Consider the following 18,762-nt stretch of genomic DNA (forward strand, 5'->3'; position numbering starts at 1 on the left):
AGTCGACTCCAGGGACAGGGTGGAACAAACTTTTGAGCCAGAGAAAAATTTCTTTTCGCAATGCATTGTTGGCCGGTATGGCAGGCCTTTTACTGGTAGCGTTAAGTGGCGCTTACTGGGGCTATGTGAAATTGGTGTTTGAGCCTAGCTTGCGCAAAGTGTCGTTGGTTCAGATGCAGCGCACGGGCGATAACGTTCACCACCAGCTCGATAGCTTATTGGGCGATACGGCGCGTTTGCTGTCTATGGCCCGGCGCTGGGCGAGGCAATCTGATGCCAGCCCAGAGGCAATTGCCTCACTGAATACTTATTTTTATCCGCTGTTGCAAGAAACCCCTCACATCACTGCGGCCATGCTGGCGACCAGCGCGGGCCGAGAGTGGATGCTCATGCAAAGTCGCGGCGCTCAGCCTTGGCGTATGCGCGTGAGCGATGCCGAGCAATCGCGCTACCGGGTGGTGGAAATGGATGCGCAGGGGGCTAGGCGCCCAAATGGCGAAACGTCTCCCACACTCGATTACGACCCGCGCCAGCGCCCTTGGTTTGCGGGGGCCGCCAATGGTGCTGGCGCTAAGGTTTACTGGACGGACGTCTATATCTTTTTTACCTCGGGACAGCCGGGCATAACGGTGTCAACGTCTTGGGTTAATGCCGCCGGCGAGCAGATGGTGCTGGGGTTGGATATTCAGCTGAGCGACTTATCATCGCTGGTTGATACGCTCAACAAAGGCTCTGACTCGCAAGTGATTATTTTTACTGATGCGAACCAAGTGTTGGGCGCGCCCAACCGTTATCGTGCGGCTGGCGACAGCAAAGGCGATAAACAAGAGATTGCGAACCTTAATGATGTGTTGGCCGGGCCGCTGTTGGTGGGCTGGCAGCAGTGGCAAGCGGGTGGCCGTCAGGCGCAAGATGTCGGTCGTTATCGGGCGGGTGACGACACATGGTATTACTCCTTTATTCCTTATTCACTGGAAACCACGCGCTTATGGGTGGGTAGTTTCGCGCCCGAGCGGGTGTTTATCCCCGGTGCGGTCAATCACAAACGCTGGCTGATTGGGATTCTGTTGTCGGTGCTGGTGATCAGTGCGCTGTTGGCGGCGGCGCTGGCGCGACGCTTTACACGCCCGCTGAGTGACCTGATCCGTCAGAATCAGCGCATCGCGGAGCTTGATTTTAGCGAGCCCGAGACACCGCGCGTGGCGATTATGGAAGTCGATCAGTTGTTTGCCGCGCAGCATCGCACCCGGCAGTTATTGCGTACCGCAACCGGGCAGTTGCGCCGTCATAAAGAACAGCTAGAGCAAACTGTGAGCCAGCGCACTCGCGCTTTACAGACCACCAATGACAAACTGGTTCAAGCGCGGCGTGAGGCGGAGGCGGCAACCGATGCCAAATCGTCTTTTTTGGCCAACATGAGCCATGAAATTCGCACGCCGATGAATGCCATTATCGGCCTGGGGCACTTGCTAGGCAGTACTGAGCTTAACGAAAAGCAGCAAGAGTACCTCAATAAAATCAACGGCGCCTCGCACTCGTTGTTGGGCCTGATTAACGACGTTTTGGATTTTTCTAAGATCGAAGCCGGGCACATGGAGCTCGAGCAAATAGAGTTTAGCTTGCTCGAGGTGATCGACACCGTGAGCACCATTGCCGGGGTGAAGTTCAACGAAAAGCCCGATGTTGAGTTGCTACTGTACCTTGATGCCAGTGTCCCTGAGATTTTAAAAGGCGATCCCGTCCGCCTTCAGCAGGTATTAATTAACCTATTGAATAACGCCATTAAATTTACCCAACAGGGCTCGGTAACGTTGGCGATTGAATTAAAGCAGGCCAGCGGCGGCCAGGTTGCGGTTAATTTTAGTGTGACCGATACCGGCATCGGCATGAATGACGAGCAGCAAAGCAAGCTGTTTAATGTCTTCTCTCAGGCAGATGAATCCACCACCCGAAAATATGGCGGTACCGGGTTGGGGTTGTCCATTTGCCGGCGCCTGGTCGAGCTAATGGGCGGAGCAATTGGTGTTAAAAGTGTGCCGGGCAAGGGCAGCCGGTTTAGCTTTTATGCGCAATTTGGGGCCTGTAAAAAATCCTCGACCGTACCCGGCTTGCCGGTGGCCATTGAAGGTAAGCAGGTACTGGTGGTAGATGATAATTCCACCTCGCGACAAATTTTAACGGTGTACTGCAAAACGGCTGGATTGCAGGTGGTGGCAGTTGACTCTGGCGCCGAGGCGCTTGAGCGACTGGCCGAACAAGCCTTTGAGCTTATTTTGCTCGACTGGAAAATGCCTGAAATGGACGGTATTAGTGTTGTCCGCGCGTTAGCCGGGCGCGATGCCGCGATGCCGCCGACCATTATGGTGACGGCCTATGACAGCCACTCGTTAACGCGCCAAGCTCAAGAGCTGGGAGTCCGCGAGGTGCTAGTCAAGCCGATTGACCCCCTGCGGCTGCGCGATGCGATTCGTCGTGCCTTTGGCGAGGCGGTACCGCACAGCGAAGTGCTGGCGACCGGGCGCTCGGTTAATGTCGATTTGTCTGGCGCCACCCTTTTGGTGGTGGATGACAACGAGCTAAATCAGCAGGTGGCCAGCGAGCTGCTAGAAACTGTTGGTGCCACCGTGGTGCTCGCAGCAAATGGCCAGCAGGCGTTGGACGCGATGGCGAGCCAGAGCTTTGACTGTGTCTTGATGGATATTCAAATGCCGGTGATGGATGGTTATACCGCCACTCACCGCATTCGTGCCCTGGGCAAAGTAGGCGAGCTACCCATTATTGCGATGACGGCCAACGCCACCGCCGAGGATCGCGACCGGGCACGGGCGGTGGGCATGAACGACTACATTGCCAAGCCGATTGATGTACGCGAGCTGTACCAAAAAATTGCCCAATATTTGCCCGAGCGGCAACTGGCAAGCCCAGAGGCGGTTTCATCTGTAACGGCCGTGGGTGCCAGTGAGGTGGCGGTAAATGCGGATGTTATCGCCCTAGATGACGCTTTGGCTCGGATGGGGGGCAGCGAGGCCACTCTATGGCGTTTGGCCAATAGCTTTTGTCGCACTCAGGGCGGCGCGAGCCGAACCATTGCCGAGGCGTATAACTCAGACCCAGACGAGGCGCAGCGCATGGCGCACACGCTAAAAGGCTTGGCCGGGTCGCTGGGCGCCCACCGGTTACAGCCGTTAGCGGCGAAAGTCGAGGCCGAGATTGCGCAATCTGAGTTGCAGCAGGCTACTCTTACAGAGTTGTCAGATGCGTTATCCGCTGTGGTAGATGAGCTTGAAAGGTTGCCCCGGCCCGATAGCCCTGCGGTTGCTCCAGTTGCGCTTAGTCCGGCGGAGCTTGAAGCCGAGCTCGATACTTTGACCGACCAGCTGAAAACCGCCGATACTAATGCCCGGTCAACCCTAGTCACGCTGCGTGGCGCATTGCCGAAAGATGCCGGGCTGGATGAAGTGGCACAGAGTGTAGAGCGCTACGATTTTGATCAGGCGCTGCAAGCGTTAACGCGCTGGCAGCAGCGCCGAACTTGATACCAGAGGTGCAAATGGAAGGCAGTAAGACCATATTGGTAGTCGACGATACCCCTGAGAATATCGACGTGTTAGTGGGGCTCTTGTCATCCGAGTATCGGGTAAGGGCAGCGACGCGAGGCATTAAAGCGTTAGAGCTGGCGGCATCTGACCACCCGCCCGACCTTATTTTGCTGGACATTATGATGCCTGAGATGGATGGCTTTGAGGTTTGCCGGCGTTTAAAGGCGGACCCGATAACCGCCTCGATACCGGTGATTTTTGTCACGGCTAAAATTGCGGTAGCCGATGAAATTAAAGGTTTTGAGCTGGGGGCGGTTGATTATCTCAGTAAGCCAGTTAGCCCGCCTATCTTGCTGCGCCGAGTAAAAACCCAGTTGGCGCTGGCAGATCAAAATCACGCGTTAGAGCGTATTGTTGCCGAGCGTACCGCCGAGCTGGAGTTAAGCCGGTTACAGGTGGTGCACTGCCTGGGTAGGGCGGCGGCCAGCCGCGAGCGCGGCAGCAACGCCCACGCCCTGCGAATTAGCCGCTACAGTCGCTTGCTTGGCGAAGAGGCCGGCATGGGGCCGACCGATGCGGCACTGCTACTAAACGCCAGCTTGATGTACGACGTGGGTAAAATTGGCCTACCTGACTCGGCCCTAGAAATTGCCAGTAACCCAGGTAAAGGGGCACGCGCCGTAATCGAAGCCGAGACCAAAATGGGGGTTCGTATCCTGGGCAACGACAACTCGGACTTGCTCACCATGGCGCGTACGATTGTCACCACCTTCCGTGAGTCGTTTGATGGCAGTGGCTACCCTCGGGGTCTTACAGGCCGCGATATTCCTTTGGTGGGACGCATTGTGGCGATTGCTAATATGTTTGAAACCCTCACCACTCAGCGAGCCCAAACTGAGGCTTACCCTGTGCCCGAGGCGCTCATCCAGCTAGAGGCATGTGCTGGCATTCAGTTTGACCCCGAGCTGGTGCGGCGTTTTTGCCGCGCCGAGGCCGAAATCTTAGAAATCAAAAGCGTATTGGGCGATTAACGCCCAATACGTCGTCCTAGCGTCCCTTGTGCGGTTTCTCCGCGCCATCCTCTGAGGTATAATTGCGCGTTTTTTGACGGCCGGAGGCTGCCCTCTGTGCGTTTTTGGTAGGTTTAGGCTCTATTGATGTGCCTAATTGTGGAGAAACTTGTAATGCCTATCTATGAATACCGTTGTCAGGGCTGTGGTCACGAACTTGAAGCCTTGCAAAAAATGAGTGACGCGCCACTGGTCGATTGCCCAGAATGCCAGCAGAGCGAGCTGACCAAAAAGATCTCAGCCGCAGGTTTTCGCCTTAAGGGCGGCGGTTGGTACGAGACAGATTTTAAATCGGGTAAGAAAAAGAACCTCGTCGGAGACGCCGCCAAAGGTGGCGACAGCAAAGCTGCCAGCACACCGGCGCCCGCGACTCCGGCCACCTAATTGTGGGCACAGGCCCAACCAACAGTAATAAACGGGAAACAGATTATGCGCAGTGAATACTGTGGCGCTTTAAATGCCTCATTTATCGACCAAGAAGTAACCTTGTGTGGCTGGGTTGATCGTCGCCGCGACCACGGCGGTGTTATTTTTATCGACTTGCGCGATCGCGACGGTATCGTGCAGGTGGTCTTTGATCCGGACACCAAAGAGAACTTCGAGCTGGCCGACAAGGTGCGTGGCGAATACGTGCTGCAAGTAACCGGTAAAGTGCGCGCTCGCGATGCGGCCACCGTTAACACCAACATGGCTACCGGCGAGATCGAAGTTTACGGCACCGCGCTTGAGATTCTGAACGAAGCTGAGACCACGCCGTTTCCGTTATCTGAGCATTCCAGTGTTGGCGAAGACGTACGCTTAAAATACCGCTACCTGGATTTGCGCCGCAACGAAATGCAAAAAAGCCTGCAGTTTCGCTCCAAGGTGACCATTGCGATCCGCAATTACTTGGATGAAAACGGCTTTTTGGATATCGAAACCCCGATTTTGACTCGCGCCACCCCCGAGGGTGCTCGGGATTACCTGGTGCCGTCGCGCACCCACGAAAATAAGTTTTTTGCACTGCCGCAATCGCCCCAGCTGTTTAAGCAGTTGCTGATGGTGTCAGGTTTCGATCGCTACTACCAAATCGCCAAATGCTTCCGCGATGAAGACTTGCGCGCAGATCGTCAGCCGGAATTTACCCAAATTGATATCGAGACCTCGTTTATGGACGAGGAAGGTATTATGGGTATTACCGAGGGTATGATTAAAAAACTCTTTAACGATTTAATGAGCGTTGATTTGGGCGAGTTTCCGCGTATGGATTACGCGACAGCTATTGCCAAGTACGGCTCGGATAAACCCGATATGCGTATTCCGCTGGAGCTGGTCGACGTTAAAGATTTAATGCTGGGGGTCGATTTTAAAGTCTTCTCGGGCCCGGCTAAAGACCCTAAAGGTCGCGTTACAGCGCTTAAAGTACCCGGTGGCAACGATAAGTTAACCCGTAAACAAATTGACGACTACACCAAGTTTGTCAGCATTTACGGCGCCAAAGGTTTGGCTTACATTAAAGTGAACGACAAGGCCGATTTAGAAAACGGCTTGCAGTCACCCATTGTTAAGTTTTTACCCAATGATGTGCGCAGCGCGATTCTGGATCGTTTAGAGGCTGACAACGGCGACTTGATTTTCTTTGGTGCCGATAAAGCCAATATTGTGACGGAAGCTCTCGGTGCACTGCGCTGCAAGCTGGGCGAAGATCTGGATCTTTATACGTGTGAGTGGGCGCCTTTGTGGGTGGTCGACTTTCCCATGTTTGAAGAGGCCAGCGATGGCTCGATGCAAGCGCTGCATCACCCGTTTACCGCGCCGTCTTGTTCGCCCGATGAGCTTAAAGCGAATCCGGCAACGGCCTTGTCCCGCGCTTACGATATGGTGCTTAACGGTACCGAGCTCGGTGGAGGGTCGGTGCGTATTCACAACCAAAATATGCAACAAGCGGTGTTTGAGATTCTCGGCATCAGTGCCGAAGAGCAGCGCGAGAAGTTCGGCTTCTTGCTGGATGCACTTAAATACGGTGCGCCGCCGCACGGCGGTTTGGCTTTTGGTCTGGATCGCTTGATTATGCTGATGATCGGCGCTGCCTCGATTCGCGACGTGATCGCCTTCCCTAAAACGCAGAGCGCGGCCTGTGTGATGACCGACGCACCGGGGGCGGTGGATGCTACTCAGCTGAAAGAGTTGCATATTCGCTTGCGTCAAAAAGAGCAAAAAGAAAAACCCGCCGAGCAGTAAGCGGCGGCGTACAAAACGGCCGGGCTTGCCCGGCCGTTTTGCGTTTTAGCTTCAGACAAATCAGACAAAAAGCGGAGTCGACTATGGCTGGCCACAGTAAATGGGCAAACATTAAACACCGCAAAGCTGCGCAAGATGCCAAGCGTGGCAAGGTATTTAGCAAAATAATTCGCGAGTTAACAGTGGCCGCGAAAGGCGGCGATAACCCTGATGATAACCCGCGTTTGCGCGTCGCCATGGATAAAGCCCTGGGCGCGAACATGAAAAAAGACACCATCGACAAAGCGGTGAGTCGCGGTGCGGGTAATGCCGAAGGCGAAAATTACGAGGAGTGCACTTACGAAGGTTACGGCGTAGGTGGCGTTGCGGTGTTGGTCGAGTGTATGACCGACAATAAAAACCGCACGGTGGCCGAGGTGCGTCACGCCTTTTCTAAGCGCGGCGGTAATTTAGGCACCGATGGCTCGGTGGCGTATCTGTTTAGCAAAGTAGGGCAGCTGCATTACCCGGCGGAGGTTAAAGAGGAGCCGCTAATGGAGGCAGCCTTAGAGGCGGGTGCCGAGGATGTGCTGGTTCACGGCGATGGCAGCAAAGAGGTGGAGACGGCTTTTGCAGACTACTTTGATGTTAAAGAGGCGTTGGTAAGCGACGATTTTGTGCCTGAACAAGCGCAGATCACCATGAAGCCTGCCACCACCGTTGATTTAGATGCGGCCGGTGCCGAAAAAATTATGGCCTTAGTGGATATGCTGGAAGATCTGGATGATGTGCAAAGCGTATACACCAACGCCGATATCAGCGATGAGGTGCTCGCCGAGCTAAACGGCTAGCTGTCTTGCGCTTAATGTGCCCCCGTGTGACACTTTAAAGAGTGCCTGTGTGGGGCTCAGCGTGGTAATAGCATGGCGATAATTATGGGGGTCGATCCCGGCTCGCGCAAAACGGGGTTTGGCCTTGTTAACTGGGCTGGTGGGCAATACGAGTATGTCACCAGTGGTGTAATACGGGTGCCCGAGGTCAGCTTGCCGGAGCGGCTCAAAGTGATCTTTGACGGTGTGACCAGCTTGATTGAGCAATACATGCCGCAGGAATTTGCCATCGAACAAGTGTTTATGGCTAAAAATGCCGGCTCTGCCTTAAAGCTTGGTCAGGCGCGCGGGGCGGCCATTGTGGCGGCCGTTAATCATGAGGTGCCGGTGTTTGAGTACGAGGCACGTAAAGTCAAGCAAGCTGTGGTGGGCAGTGGCGCTGCCGACAAACTGCAAGTGCAGCATATGGTGAAAACGCTGCTCAAGTTACCTGCGGCGCCGCAAGAAGATGCGGCCGATGCCCTGGCAATTGCTTTATGTCATATCAATACTCAGCAACATTTGATAAAACTCGCCAGCGCACGCAGCTTTAGGCGTGGTCGTGTGGTATAAAGCGACTTATTCAATACTGACAGAAAGGTAACCATGATCGGACGACTCAGCGGTGTGCTGGTAGAAAAGCAGGCCCCTTTTTTACTCCTGGATGTGCAAGGGGTCGGCTATGAGATGCAGGCGCCTATGACTACTTTTTATGCGTTGCCTGAGGTTGACCATCCCGCTATTGTTTACACGCATCTGGCAGTCAGTGACACCGCGCACCAGTTGTTTGGTTTTGCCAAACGCTCCGACCGTGACCTGTTTCGCACTCTGATTAAAGTCAATGGCGTTGGCCCGAAAATGGCGATTGCTATTTTATCGGGTATGGATGCCGAGCAGTTGGCGCGCTGCGTTCATGAGGATAATGTCACAGCTTTGGTAAAAGTCCCGGGTGTTGGCAAAAAAACTGCCGAGCGGTTAATTATCGAACTGCGTGATAAGTTGGTTGCAGCGCCGGGCTCGGGGGCTGATCTGTTGAGTGATCCGGTGGCAAGCCACGCGGATAAGCACGATCAGCGCGACGAAGCGGAAAGTGCCTTGATTAGCCTGGGCTACAAACCCACAGAGGCGGCTAAAATGGTGGCGACAGCGGCGCGGGCTAACGAGTCTGCCGGCGCGCAAGAGCTAATTCGACTCGCGCTTAAGCGTATCGCAAGCTAGGTATTTAGGATGATAGAAACCGACCGCCTTATTGCGCCTGAGCCTACCACCCGTGAAGAGCAGCTCGATCGCGCCATCCGACCCAAATCACTCGCTGAATATGTCGGCCAACCCGCCGTGCGCGAGCAGATGGAAATTTTTATTCAAGCGGCCAAAAAGCGCGGTGAATCGCTCGATCATACGTTAATATTTGGTCCGCCCGGGCTGGGTAAAACCACGCTTGCCAATATTATCGCTCAGGAGATGGGCGTATCCCTTAAAAGTACCTCGGGCCCGGTTCTGGAAAAAGCCGGCGATTTGGCTGCGCTTATGACGAATCTGGAGCCGGGCGATGTACTGTTTATTGATGAAATCCATCGCTTAAGCCCGGTGGTCGAAGAAATCTTGTACCCCGCGATGGAAGATTTTCAGTTGGATATCGTGATTGGCGAGGGCCCGGCGGCGCGTTCGATTAAGCTTGATTTACCGCCGTTTACCTTGGTGGGTGCCACGACCCGTGCCGGACTGTTGACCTCACCGCTGCGCGATCGGTTCGGCATTGTCCAGCGCCTAGAGTTTTACAATATTGCCGATTTAACCCATATTGTCGCCCGCTCGGCCAATCTGTTGGGCATGCCAACTGAGCCCGAGGGCGCGGCCGAGGTGGCCAAGCGCGCTCGCGGTACCCCGCGAATTGCCAACCGGTTGTTGCGTCGGGTAAGAGATTACGCTGAGATCAAAGCCGATGGTCAGGTGAGTGCACTGGTGGCCGACCAAGCGCTTAACATGCTTAAAGTGGATGCTCGCGGCTTTGATCATATGGATCGCCGTCTGCTGCTGGCAATGATGGATAATTTTTTGGGCGGCCCGGTGGGAATCGACGCACTTGCCGCCGCCATTAGCGAAGAGCGCGGCACTATTGAAGATGTGATTGAGCCCTACCTGATACAGCAGGGTTTTGTATCTCGCACACCTCGTGGCCGCATATTAACGGCGCTGGCCTACGAACATTTTGGCATTGATGTGCCCGCGCGCCTGAGCGAGTCATCGTGAGCGAGGTAGCAAGTACGGGCGGGGCAAATGCACCTTTTGCAATACCGGTTCGTGTCTATATTGAGGATACGGATGCCGGAGGAATTGTCTACTACGTTAATTACCTCAAATTTATGGAGCGTAGTCGTACAGAATTTTTGCGCCAGTACGGTTATGATAAGCCTGCGATACTGGATGATGGCAGTTTGCTTGTCGTCCATCGGGCCGAGGTGAACTATCGCCGCTCGGCGCGGTTGGATGATTTGCTGAGCGTAACAACCGAGGTTGATACATTGGCGCGCACCAATGTACTGTTTAAACAAGGTATTTACCGGGGGAACGAATTGCTGTGTGAAGGTCTAATTCGCATCGCGTGTGTTAACCCAGACACTATGCGCCCCTGCGCAATGCCGCCAGGGATGCGTGAGCAGCTGGCAACGGTTGCTTAAAAAATGACTGGTAATTGAAAATAACGGGAAGGTTTTGCCAATTGTAGGCGCAACCACGGAATCACTTTAAAGAGCAGAATGATTTATGCCAAATGAAGACTCGCTATCCATCTGGGGATTAATTGCTAACGCCAGCCTACTTGTGCAGCTGGTTATGGCGCTATTGTTTCTGGCATCAATAGTGTCTTGGGTCATGATTATTCAGCGTGGCATGTATCAAAGGCGCGCGCGGGCAAAATTTCTATCGTTTGAAAAACAGTTTTGGTCGGGCATCGATTTAAACCAACTGTATCGCCAGAGCAATGGTCGCACCGGTAAAAACGCGGTCGACGGCGTTGAAAATATTTTTCGCGCCGGCTTTAAAGAGTTTACTCGGCTGCGCTCGCAGTCCAATGCCGATTCCGATGCGGTGATGGAAGCTTGTCAGCGAGCCATGCGGGTTGCGCTGGCCCGCGAAGAAGAAAAGTTAGAAGCAAACCTACCGTTTTTGGCAAGTGTTGCTTCGGTAAGCCCGTATGTCGGTTTGTTTGGTACCGTGTGGGGCATTATGAATTCGTTTCGTGGGCTTGCGAATGTCCATCAGGCGACCTTGGCAACGGTCGCGCCCGGTATTTCTGAGGCGCTAGTGGCAACCGCCATGGGGCTGTTTGCAGCGATTCCGGCCGTGTTGGCGTATAACCGTTACGCGGCACGAGCAGAGTCAATGGAAAACAATTACCAAACGTTTGCCGAAGAGTTTTCGGCAATTTTGCACCGTCAGGTGCACAGCAAACAAGTTTCTTCCTGATTCTGAAAACCGGCAATAACAGGCAGCGAAATGGCAGCATTTGGCCCAAAAGTAAAAAAGAAGCCCATGGCAGAGATCAACGTCGTGCCCTATATCGACGTGATGTTGGTGCTGTTGGTGGTGTTTATGGTGACCGCCCCGATGTTGATGCAAGGGGTGCAAGTTGACTTACCGCAGGCGCCGTCTTCTCCGATTGATGATAAAGAAGACGAGCCGCTCATTGTGTCGGTCGATAAAGCGGGCGAGTACTACATCGAGCTTGGCGGTGAGCCAAAGCAGGGCAAGCCTTTGGCTGATATTACGGCCATGGTGAGTAAGGTGTTGGGCGAAAAACCCAGCACACCCGTGTTGGTGTGGGGTGATCGCGAGGTAAGCTACGGTGTTGTGGTCTCGTTAATGACTGAGCTGCAGGGGGCGGGTGCGCCTTCGGTAGGTTTGGTTACAGATCCACCTAAGTAACGGGCTCGCTTACCGTATGAATTGGCGTAGTTTGTATACTCTACCGGTGATTATCAGTGTTGGTCTGCACTTGATTTTGGTTCTGGCCGTGACGATTGGCTGGGAGTCGTCCACCATTGACCCTAAGCCACGTGTCTTCAAGCCTAATGTGGTGCAGGCTAAACTCGTCGAGCTTAAGGCGAAAGATACCGCCGAGCCTGCACAAAAAAAGACCAATGTGATCGATTTAACCAAAAAGCGTGAGCTGGAGCAGCAAAAGGCGGCAGCGGCGAAAAAAGCAAAAGAGGAGGCAGCGCGTAAAGCGCGGGTCCAGCGCGAGAAAAAAGCCAAGGCCGAGGCCGAGGCAGAGCGTAAACGCAAACTTGAGGAGCAGCGGCAGGCTGAAGCCGAGGCCAAGCGCCGGGCGGAGAAAGCCGCCAGAGAGAAGGCCGAGCGCGAGCGTCAAGAGCGCATTGCGCAAGAGCGGCTAGATGAGGCCATGCGCAAAGAAGAGCAGCAACACCAAGCCGAGCTTGCCGAAGCCCAGAGCCAAAGTTACGTGAATATGATCGCGGCGCGGATCGAGCAAAATTGGAGTCGCCCGCCCTCGGCTCGCCGTGGCATGCAGGTCGAGCTCTTGATACAGTTAGTGCCCACCGGTCAGGTCGTGAATGTGACGATCACCAAAAGCAGTGGTAACGCCGCTTTTGATCGCTCAGCCGAACAGGCGGTGCGGCGTATTGATCGCTTTACCGAGCTTAAAAATATGCAGCCCGAGCTGTTTGAACAAAATTTTCGCCAGTTAAGATTGGTCTTTAACCCCAAGGATTTACGATTGTGAGAAAACTACTAGCGCTCTTATTTTGTTGTTTTGTGTCGCCGGCATTTGCCCAGCTCACCATCGAGATTACCCAGGGGGTAGATAATCCTACCCGCATTGCGGTTGTACCTATGGGCTGGGGTGGTTCGTCGCCACTGCCCGAGGATGTCTCCGAAATCGTCTCGGCCGACTTGCAGCGCAGCGGTCAGTTTGATCCGGTGCCGCGCACCAGCATGTTGTCGTTTCCAACCAAACCCGAAGATGTGTTCTACCGGGATTGGCGCGCGATGGGCGCCGAATACCTATTGGTAAGCAGCGCCGAGCAGCGCGGCGGCCGCTATTTTGTGCGCTACGATGTTTTTGATGTGCTGGCGCAGCGCAAGGTCATCAGTGCCGGTAAGGTTGATGGCAGCCCTGAGCAGCTGCGCGATATTGCCCACCATATCAGCGACAAAGTGTACGAAAAAATCACCGGCATCCGTGGGGCGTTTTCAACGCAAGTGCTTTATGTAGAGGCGTTTCAGCATGAGCAGAAGGCAGATAACTTTCGCTTAATGCTGGCCGATGCCGACGGCGCTCGCTCGCGTTTGCTGTTAGAGTCCGATCAGCCGCTACTGTCGCCCACTTGGTCGCCCGATGGCCGTGAGATTGCCTATGTGTCGTTCGAGACCACACGCCCGGCAATTTTTATGCAAAACCTAGCCACTGGTCAGCGCGAGCAATTAACCAATTTTACCGGCCTAAACGGTGCGCCGGCTTTCTCGCCAGACGGCGATAAGCTGGCTATGGTACTGTCAAAGGACGGCAACCCCGAGATTTACACCCTTGATTTGCGCACCCGGCAGTTTACGCGGGTGACCAATCACTACGCGATCGACACCGAGCCGAGCTGGACAGCTGATGGCGAAGGGGTTGTTTTTACGTCAAATCGCGGTGGCAAGCCACAAATTTATAAAGTGACACTTGCCAGCGGGCGGGTAGAGCGCTTAACCTTCGATGGCGAGTACAATGCTCGCGGGCGAGTCTCGAAAGACGGAAAAACCCTAGTGATGGTTCATCAGCGTCAAGGCGTGTTTCACATCGCGGCGCAAGACCTGACCACGGGCACTTTACGGATTTTAACCGAGACAAACCTCGATGAATCGCCTACTATAGCGCCTAATGGGGCTATGTTGCTGTACGCGACACGGTTTGGGGGAAAGGGTATACTGGCAGCTGTTTCACTGGATGCTGGTACAAAGTATCGTTTGCCATCTAAGCAGGGAGATGTAAGGGAGCCTGCTTGGTCGCCATTTTTTAACTGATTGTTCAGTTTGCTCAAAAAATCAACAACTTGATCGGAGTTAATCATGATTACTAAAGCAATGAAGCAGGGTTTAAGTTTTGCATTTGTCATGGCTTTCCTTGTGGGCTGTTCTAGCACGGATACCAAAACCGACGAAGATGCGGCAGGTGCTGGTGCGAATGGCGGGGTAACCACCGGTACCGCCGATGGTGGCGCACTGGGTTCCAGCAATGGCATGGACGATGGCATGGAAGAGCTGGACAAAGTTATTTACTTTGATTTCGATCAGGCGGTACTTTTGCCTGCTGCGCGTTCATTGCTGCTGGCTCACTCAGAGCGTCTGCGCAACTCTGACGCGTCTGCTCGCTTAGAAGGTCACGCTGATGAGCGCGGTTCACGTGAGTACAACATGGCACTGGGCGAGCGTCGTGCCAATGCTGTGCGCGACTTCTTGGTTCTGCAAGGCGTAAGCCGCTCTAACCTCGAAGTTATCAGCTACGGTGAAGAGCGTCCGCTGGCACTTGGCAGTGGCGAGTCTTCTTGGAGCAAAAACCGTCGCGTAGAAATCGACTACTAAGAGTCACTGCGTGATGAGAGCCCCTCTGTTAGTTACGGCCACACTGCTGGCCGTCGTTTCGACAGCACAGGCTCAGGTTCAAGTTACCGACTCCTCGCCGCAACCGGCGGCGGGGCGTTCGGTTAACGTTCCTGGTGCTCGTCAATCTACCCCTACGCCATCCGCTGGCAACCCTCAGGCCGAGCTGTTTTATCAGCTGCAAGCACTTCAGCAAGAAGTGATGAGCTTGCGTGGCTTAGTCGAGGAGCAAACGTTTGAGCTTAAGAAACTTAAGCAGCAGCGTATGGATGACTATCTCGACCTCGATCGGCGTATCAGTGCGCTAACGACCGGTTCGGCTGCAGCGAGTGGCGCTGCGACGTCCCCGCGCCCAACGTATGACGCCTCTCCCAGCACGTCATTGTCACCCAGTGCTAGTAATGCTGGTGCAGGCGCAATGGCAGCAACCAGTGACTCGGGTGATGAGATTGCCGCTAAATCCGTGACATCGGCTGGAGCCTCGGAGTCTGAGGTGTACGGCGCTGCTTACGACTTGTTGCGTCAGCGAGAGGTAGACGCCTCTATTGCGGCTTTTAAAGATCATTTGGCGCGTTTCCCCAATGGTGAGTACACCGGCAACAGTTATTACTGGCTGGGCGAGATTTACCTGTTAAAAAACGATTTGCCATCCGCGCAGCAGTGGTTTAGCGACTTGTTACGCGAGTTTCCCGATAGCCGCAAGGTGCCAGACGCGCAGTTTAAGCTAGGTAAGGTGTATCACCTGCAGGGCCAGGACGGTCGGGCTAAAGAGCTCTTGAGTATTGTCGCGGCAAGCAACTCTGATGCCTCGCGTTTGGCCGAGCAATATTTAAAAGAAAATTTCTAAATTACGAGCCTCGATAGAGGCTCGCTCCCTTCTGCTTTACATTTTTCTTTCCTCGTCACAGTTTGTTTTCTGCTGATGCTTTTAATCGCTCAGGTCGTCTCGTCTGCCGTTTGGGTATTCTGAGGGTGCTACGCTTGTGTTCGCTTCAGGTTACTGATATTGTACTAGTACATGAATACAGAAGAGCAGCATTTAAACGCACTGATTGACTACTTGTTGCAGGCAGGTAGCTCTGATCGCCTGCGCAGCGTACTTGAGGGGCTGTTAACCCCCGCCGAGTTACACGCTATTTCACAGCGTTTGCAAATCACGCGTTTACTGAAGGCTGGTGTGTCACAGCGCGAGGTGGCTAAGCGGCTGGGCGTTGGTATCGCCACGGTTACCCGTGGCTCTAGAGCGTTACAGGCCGGCAAATTGGACAATATTTAGGGCGGTATTATGAATAAGCCGAATAAAATCAACATTCCGCGCAAGCCACATTACGTGACGCTTGCGACTGAGTGTGATTTTTTTGAGTTGTTTAAAAAAATCGAGAAGCGCTTTGAGCACTGTTTTTTACTCGAATCGCTGGGGGAAGAAAGCCATATATCGCGCTACTCACTGATTGGCTTTGATCCTTGCCAGCTGTTTTCGGCGCGCGATAAGGCGTTAACTATTACCGAGCGCGATGGCAGCACGACGGATTACCCGAGTGAAAACCCTTACTATTTGCTGCGCGATATCATGCCGCAGAATATTCTCTCGCGCGGTTACGCGGGCGGTTTGACCGGTTATATTGGCTACGATTGCATGAATTACTTCGAGCCCAGCATGAGTGTTCAGTCCAGCGAGTATTTCGATGCTTTTAGATTCGGTTTGTACAAAGACGGCCTGATCCTGGACAAGATGACGGCCGAAATCTTTTATTTTTACTACGACGATGATCGCCAGGCGCTGGTGCAAGAGCTTATCGAGCAGGATTATACGGGCGATGGCCAGCTTAATATCACGCCCTTGGGCGACACTATGGATCGCGCCGGCCACGAGGCGGCCGTCGAGAAAGTTAAACAGGATATTATCGAAGGGAAGGTCTTTCAGTGTGAGGTAGGCTTTAAAACCGAGTTTAAGATTGAGGGCGACACCATCAACGTCTATCAGTCGATGCGTGAGGTGAACCCTTCGCCGCAAATGTACTATTTAAAGTTTGGCGAGGAAAAAGTCATCGGCGCGAGCCCCGAGTTGTTGTTTCGCCTGCGTCAAGGTGAGATGGAAACCTACCCGCTGGCCGGTACCGCCGCCCGCGGCGCGACTGAAGCGGAAGACAAAATGCTGGCGCGCACATTGCTGAACGATCCCAAAGAAATTGCCGAGCACAATATGATTGTGGACTTACATCGCAATGATATTGGCCGGGTGGCGCAGTTTGGCACGGTGAAAGTGCGCAACCTGATGGATATTAAGCGCTTTAGTCATGTGCAGCATATTTCCAGTGAGATAGTTGGCATTATGGCCGACTCCGAAGATATGTTCACGGCACTGGCCAGTAATTTTCCGGCCGGTACGCTCACCGGCGCGCCCAAAATAGAGGCCATGAAAATTATTGACGAATTAGAGCCGGATGGTCGCGGCCCATACGGTGGCGCTGTTGGACATTTTTCATTTAACGGCGATTGCACGTTTGCCATTCCGATTCGTACTTTGTTTGTTAGTGGTGAGCACGGTTATGTGCAAACCTGCGGCGGTAACGTTTACGACTCTAACGCGGCCGATGAATATCAAGAAATCCAGCGCAAATTTGCCGGCACAAAAAAGGTTTTGGATGCCTATAACCCCGCTGACAAGGAGGCGCGTGCGTGAAAGTCTTAATTGTTGATAACTACGACTCGTTTACCTACAACCTCTATCAGTATGTGGGTGAGGTATTAACGGCCGAAAAAAACGGTGGTCAAATTGATGATTTTACCATCAGTGTTAAACGTAATAACGAGATAACACTGGCTGACATTCGCGCGTGGGCCCCCGAGCGGATTATCATTTCGCCGGGCCCTGGCTCGCCAGACGACAAAGCTTATTTTGGTGTTTGTGCGGATGTTATCCGTGAGTTGGGAAAGACTATACCATTGTTGGGTGTGTGCTTGGGGATGCAGGGCATTACCCATGTGTTTGGCGGTAAAGTCGTTAAAGCCGGGCTGCCGGTGCACGGCAAAACCAGTCCGATATTTCACGACAATAAAGGTGTGTTTTTGGGGGCGCCGCAAGGGCTTGAAATTATGCGGTACCACTCGCTGGTCGCCGATCCGGCGAGTTTGCCCGAGTGCCTTGAGTTAACGGCAGTGGTGGCGCCACTCGGAATCACCAGCCTGGCAGACGCGGTCCAAGCTGGTATTCCGCTGGAGATTATGGGGGCGCGTCACAAAGATTACCCCATTGAGGGTATACAGTTTCACCCCGAATCTTTCGCCACTGAGGGTGGTAAAGAGTTGTTGCGGCAGTTCTTGTTTGGCAGTCGAGCTTAAGCGCAAAACGGGTTAAAAACGGATCAACGCGAACAACCTTCGCGTTGATCCGTTTTGTTAGTAGGCCCCTCGAATGTGTGCGGCTACGTCTTTTTGATAGAAGTCTCTTAGCTCGTCGTGTAGTGATTGGGGTAGAGGGGGCAGCCCGCTGACTTTGGCGTTTTCTTTTGCCTGTTCAGCACGGCTGGCGCCAGGGATGATGCTGGTGATCGCCGGTTGATCCAGAATCCAGCGCATGGCCATTTGTGCGGTTGAGTAACCCTCGGGAGTTTTGTCTTTGATCGCTTGGGCTAGCTCGACGCCTTTTTCAAACGGGATGCCTGCAAAGGTTTCACCGACGTTAAACATTTGGCCGTCTTTGTTGAAGTTGCGATGATCGGTTTTATCAAACTGAGTGTTGGCATTAAATTTACCGCTTAGTAGACCGCTGGCCAGTGGCAGGCGAGCGATAACGCCGATGTTTTTCTCTTGTGCCATGGGCAGTAATTCATCCAGCAGTTTTTGCCGAAATATATTAAAGATGACCTGCAGTGAGCTTAGGTCATCGTGTTGCGCGCACAATAACCCTTCTTCTACGGTCTCGACGCTCGCGCCAAAAAACTGGATATGCTGCTCTTGTTGCACAGTGCGCAGCCAGTCAAAAATTTCTCCCCGCGCCATCACTGCTGTGGGAATGCAGTGCAGCTGAATTAAGTCGATGCAGTCGGTTTGTAGTCGATCTTGTGCGCGCTTTAGGCTGTCGCGCAGGTCGGTGAGTGAGTAGCCGTCGGGATAGGTTCCACCCGCGCGCCCATATTTAGTGGCGATAATAGGCTTGGGGTTAGCCTGAGCAAAATGTTCACCAACGAAGCGCTCGCTAGCGCCATCGCCGTACACATCGGCGGTATCAAAAAAGTTAATGCCGCTGTCGAGCGCGGCGCTCAGAATATCCTCGACGGTGGGGTGGTCGATGGGGCCGAAATCTCCCCCTAGCTGCCAGCAGCCTAAACCAACCTCGCTGATATTAAAGCCGGTGTTGCCGAGTGTGCGTGTTTTCATGGGCGCTCCCTGTGGTGTTGTTTGTTTTTTGAGTGTGCGGTGCCTAGGGGTAGGGCTCCAACCGCTAGGGGCACTATGCTAGCACGTGACTTTGCTGTCCGG

The 18,762-nt window shown here is 53.7% G+C and carries 19 protein-coding genes; 18 read left to right on the forward strand and 1 reads right to left on the reverse strand.

All coding sequences use genetic code 11. The features are described 5' to 3' along the window. The first annotated feature begins 32 nt into the window (after window positions 1–32). From AACY82_RS01295 to AACY82_RS01380, 18 genes are all read left to right on the forward strand, one after another. The gene (locus tag AACY82_RS01295) at window positions 33–3,536 is read left to right on the forward strand and encodes a response regulator (protein WP_339614950.1); all 3,504 of its coding nucleotides are present in this window, start codon (window positions 33–35) and stop codon (window positions 3,534–3,536) included. A 14-nt stretch (window positions 3,537–3,550) separates the two neighbouring features. Next, window positions 3,551–4,570 (forward strand): response regulator, encoded by a 1,020-nt coding sequence (locus AACY82_RS01300; protein WP_339614951.1) that lies wholly within the window; start codon window positions 3,551–3,553, stop codon window positions 4,568–4,570. Window positions 4,571–4,723: 153 nt separating this feature from the next. Continuing rightward, window positions 4,724–4,993 (forward strand): zinc ribbon domain-containing protein, encoded by a 270-nt coding sequence (locus tag AACY82_RS01305; protein ID WP_339614952.1) that lies wholly within the window; start codon window positions 4,724–4,726, stop codon window positions 4,991–4,993. Between the two features lie 45 nt (window positions 4,994–5,038). After that, window positions 5,039–6,829 (forward strand): aspartate--tRNA ligase, encoded by a 1,791-nt coding sequence (gene aspS, locus AACY82_RS01310; protein ID WP_339614953.1) that lies wholly within the window; start codon window positions 5,039–5,041, stop codon window positions 6,827–6,829. An 83-nt stretch (window positions 6,830–6,912) separates the two neighbouring features. Beyond that, a complete protein-coding gene (locus tag AACY82_RS01315) occupies window positions 6,913–7,659 on the forward strand; it encodes a YebC/PmpR family DNA-binding transcriptional regulator (protein ID WP_339614954.1) in 747 nt (248 codons plus the stop codon). A 72-nt stretch (window positions 7,660–7,731) separates the two neighbouring features. Further along, window positions 7,732–8,250 carry a crossover junction endodeoxyribonuclease RuvC gene (gene ruvC / locus AACY82_RS01320; RefSeq protein WP_339614955.1) on the forward strand — a complete coding sequence of 173 codons (519 nt, stop codon included), beginning with the start codon at window positions 7,732–7,734 and terminating at the stop codon, window positions 8,248–8,250. Between the two features lie 33 nt (window positions 8,251–8,283). After that, the gene (ruvA, locus tag AACY82_RS01325) at window positions 8,284–8,895 is read left to right on the forward strand and encodes a Holliday junction branch migration protein RuvA (RefSeq protein WP_339614956.1); all 612 of its coding nucleotides are present in this window, start codon (window positions 8,284–8,286) and stop codon (window positions 8,893–8,895) included. A 9-nt stretch (window positions 8,896–8,904) separates the two neighbouring features. Beyond that, window positions 8,905–9,927, forward strand: a complete 1,023-nt coding sequence (ruvB, locus tag AACY82_RS01330) for a Holliday junction branch migration DNA helicase RuvB (RefSeq protein WP_339614957.1) — start codon at window positions 8,905–8,907, stop codon at window positions 9,925–9,927. Then, the gene (gene ybgC / locus AACY82_RS01335) at window positions 9,924–10,355 is read left to right on the forward strand and encodes a tol-pal system-associated acyl-CoA thioesterase (RefSeq protein ID WP_339614958.1); all 432 of its coding nucleotides are present in this window, start codon (window positions 9,924–9,926) and stop codon (window positions 10,353–10,355) included. The genes ruvB and ybgC overlap by 4 nt, the downstream gene beginning before the upstream one ends. A gap of 85 nt (window positions 10,356–10,440) precedes the next feature. Then, complete coding sequence (gene tolQ, locus AACY82_RS01340; RefSeq protein WP_339614959.1) at window positions 10,441–11,142, forward strand: protein TolQ; 702 nt, start codon at window positions 10,441–10,443, stop codon at window positions 11,140–11,142. A gap of 30 nt (window positions 11,143–11,172) precedes the next feature. After that, a complete protein-coding gene (gene tolR / locus AACY82_RS01345; RefSeq protein WP_339614960.1) occupies window positions 11,173–11,601 on the forward strand; it encodes a protein TolR in 429 nt (142 codons plus the stop codon). 16 nt (window positions 11,602–11,617) lie between these two features. Then, a complete protein-coding gene (tolA, locus tag AACY82_RS01350; protein WP_339614961.1) occupies window positions 11,618–12,421 on the forward strand; it encodes a cell envelope integrity protein TolA in 804 nt (267 codons plus the stop codon). Beyond that, entirely contained in the window at window positions 12,418–13,704 is a 1,287-nt protein-coding gene (gene tolB, locus AACY82_RS01355; RefSeq protein ID WP_339614962.1) for a Tol-Pal system beta propeller repeat protein TolB, read from the forward strand. Before tolA ends, tolB begins: the two co-directional genes overlap by 4 nt. Before the next feature lie 45 nt (window positions 13,705–13,749). Continuing rightward, window positions 13,750–14,262: a peptidoglycan-associated lipoprotein Pal gene (gene pal / locus AACY82_RS01360; protein ID WP_339614963.1), complete on the forward strand. Its 513-nt coding sequence runs from the start codon at window positions 13,750–13,752 to the stop codon at window positions 14,260–14,262. A gap of 13 nt (window positions 14,263–14,275) precedes the next feature. Next, window positions 14,276–15,127, forward strand: coding sequence for a YbgF trimerization domain-containing protein (locus AACY82_RS01365; protein WP_339614964.1), 852 nt, complete (start codon window positions 14,276–14,278; stop codon window positions 15,125–15,127). A 171-nt stretch (window positions 15,128–15,298) separates the two neighbouring features. Next, entirely contained in the window at window positions 15,299–15,556 is a 258-nt protein-coding gene (gene trpR / locus AACY82_RS01370) for a trp operon repressor (RefSeq protein WP_339614965.1), read from the forward strand. 9 nt (window positions 15,557–15,565) lie between these two features. Then, window positions 15,566–16,963, forward strand: a complete 1,398-nt coding sequence (locus AACY82_RS01375) for an anthranilate synthase component I family protein (protein WP_339614966.1) — start codon at window positions 15,566–15,568, stop codon at window positions 16,961–16,963. Continuing rightward, complete coding sequence (locus AACY82_RS01380) at window positions 16,960–17,622, forward strand: aminodeoxychorismate/anthranilate synthase component II (protein ID WP_339614967.1); 663 nt, start codon at window positions 16,960–16,962, stop codon at window positions 17,620–17,622. The genes AACY82_RS01375 and AACY82_RS01380 overlap by 4 nt, the downstream gene beginning before the upstream one ends. Window positions 17,623–17,679: 57 nt before the next feature. On the opposite strand, the gene AACY82_RS01385 is transcribed toward AACY82_RS01380, so the two are convergent. Continuing rightward, window positions 17,680–18,660, reverse strand: a complete 981-nt coding sequence (locus AACY82_RS01385; protein WP_339614968.1) for an aldo/keto reductase — start codon at window positions 18,658–18,660, stop codon at window positions 17,680–17,682. Window positions 18,661–18,762: the final 102 nt, after the last annotated feature.

This window comes from uncultured Gilvimarinus sp. (assembly GCF_963972205.1).
Classification (GTDB): Bacteria; Pseudomonadota; Gammaproteobacteria; order Pseudomonadales; family Cellvibrionaceae; genus Gilvimarinus; species Gilvimarinus japonicus.

Coding starts and splice junctions, on each gene's coding strand:
- tolR (WP_339614960.1), top strand. CDS start 11,173: ATGGCAGCATTTGGCCCAAAAGTAAAAAAGAAGCCCATGGCAGAGATC.
- trpR (WP_339614965.1), top strand. CDS start 15,299: ATGAATACAGAAGAGCAGCATTTAAACGCACTGATTGACTACTTGTTG.
- AACY82_RS01385 (WP_339614968.1), bottom strand. CDS start 18,660: ATGAAAACACGCACACTCGGCAACACCGGCTTTAATATCAGCGAGGTT.
- ruvC (WP_339614955.1), top strand. CDS start 7,732: ATGGCGATAATTATGGGGGTCGATCCCGGCTCGCGCAAAACGGGGTTT.
- AACY82_RS01300 (WP_339614951.1), top strand. CDS start 3,551: ATGGAAGGCAGTAAGACCATATTGGTAGTCGACGATACCCCTGAGAAT.
- tolQ (WP_339614959.1), top strand. CDS start 10,441: ATGCCAAATGAAGACTCGCTATCCATCTGGGGATTAATTGCTAACGCC.
- AACY82_RS01375 (WP_339614966.1), top strand. CDS start 15,566: ATGAATAAGCCGAATAAAATCAACATTCCGCGCAAGCCACATTACGTG.
- AACY82_RS01315 (WP_339614954.1), top strand. CDS start 6,913: ATGGCTGGCCACAGTAAATGGGCAAACATTAAACACCGCAAAGCTGCG.
- pal (WP_339614963.1), top strand. CDS start 13,750: ATGATTACTAAAGCAATGAAGCAGGGTTTAAGTTTTGCATTTGTCATG.
- ruvB (WP_339614957.1), top strand. CDS start 8,905: ATGATAGAAACCGACCGCCTTATTGCGCCTGAGCCTACCACCCGTGAA.
- aspS (WP_339614953.1), top strand. CDS start 5,039: ATGCGCAGTGAATACTGTGGCGCTTTAAATGCCTCATTTATCGACCAA.
- AACY82_RS01305 (WP_339614952.1), top strand. CDS start 4,724: ATGCCTATCTATGAATACCGTTGTCAGGGCTGTGGTCACGAACTTGAA.
- ruvA (WP_339614956.1), top strand. CDS start 8,284: ATGATCGGACGACTCAGCGGTGTGCTGGTAGAAAAGCAGGCCCCTTTT.
- tolA (WP_339614961.1), top strand. CDS start 11,618: ATGAATTGGCGTAGTTTGTATACTCTACCGGTGATTATCAGTGTTGGT.
- AACY82_RS01365 (WP_339614964.1), top strand. CDS start 14,276: ATGAGAGCCCCTCTGTTAGTTACGGCCACACTGCTGGCCGTCGTTTCG.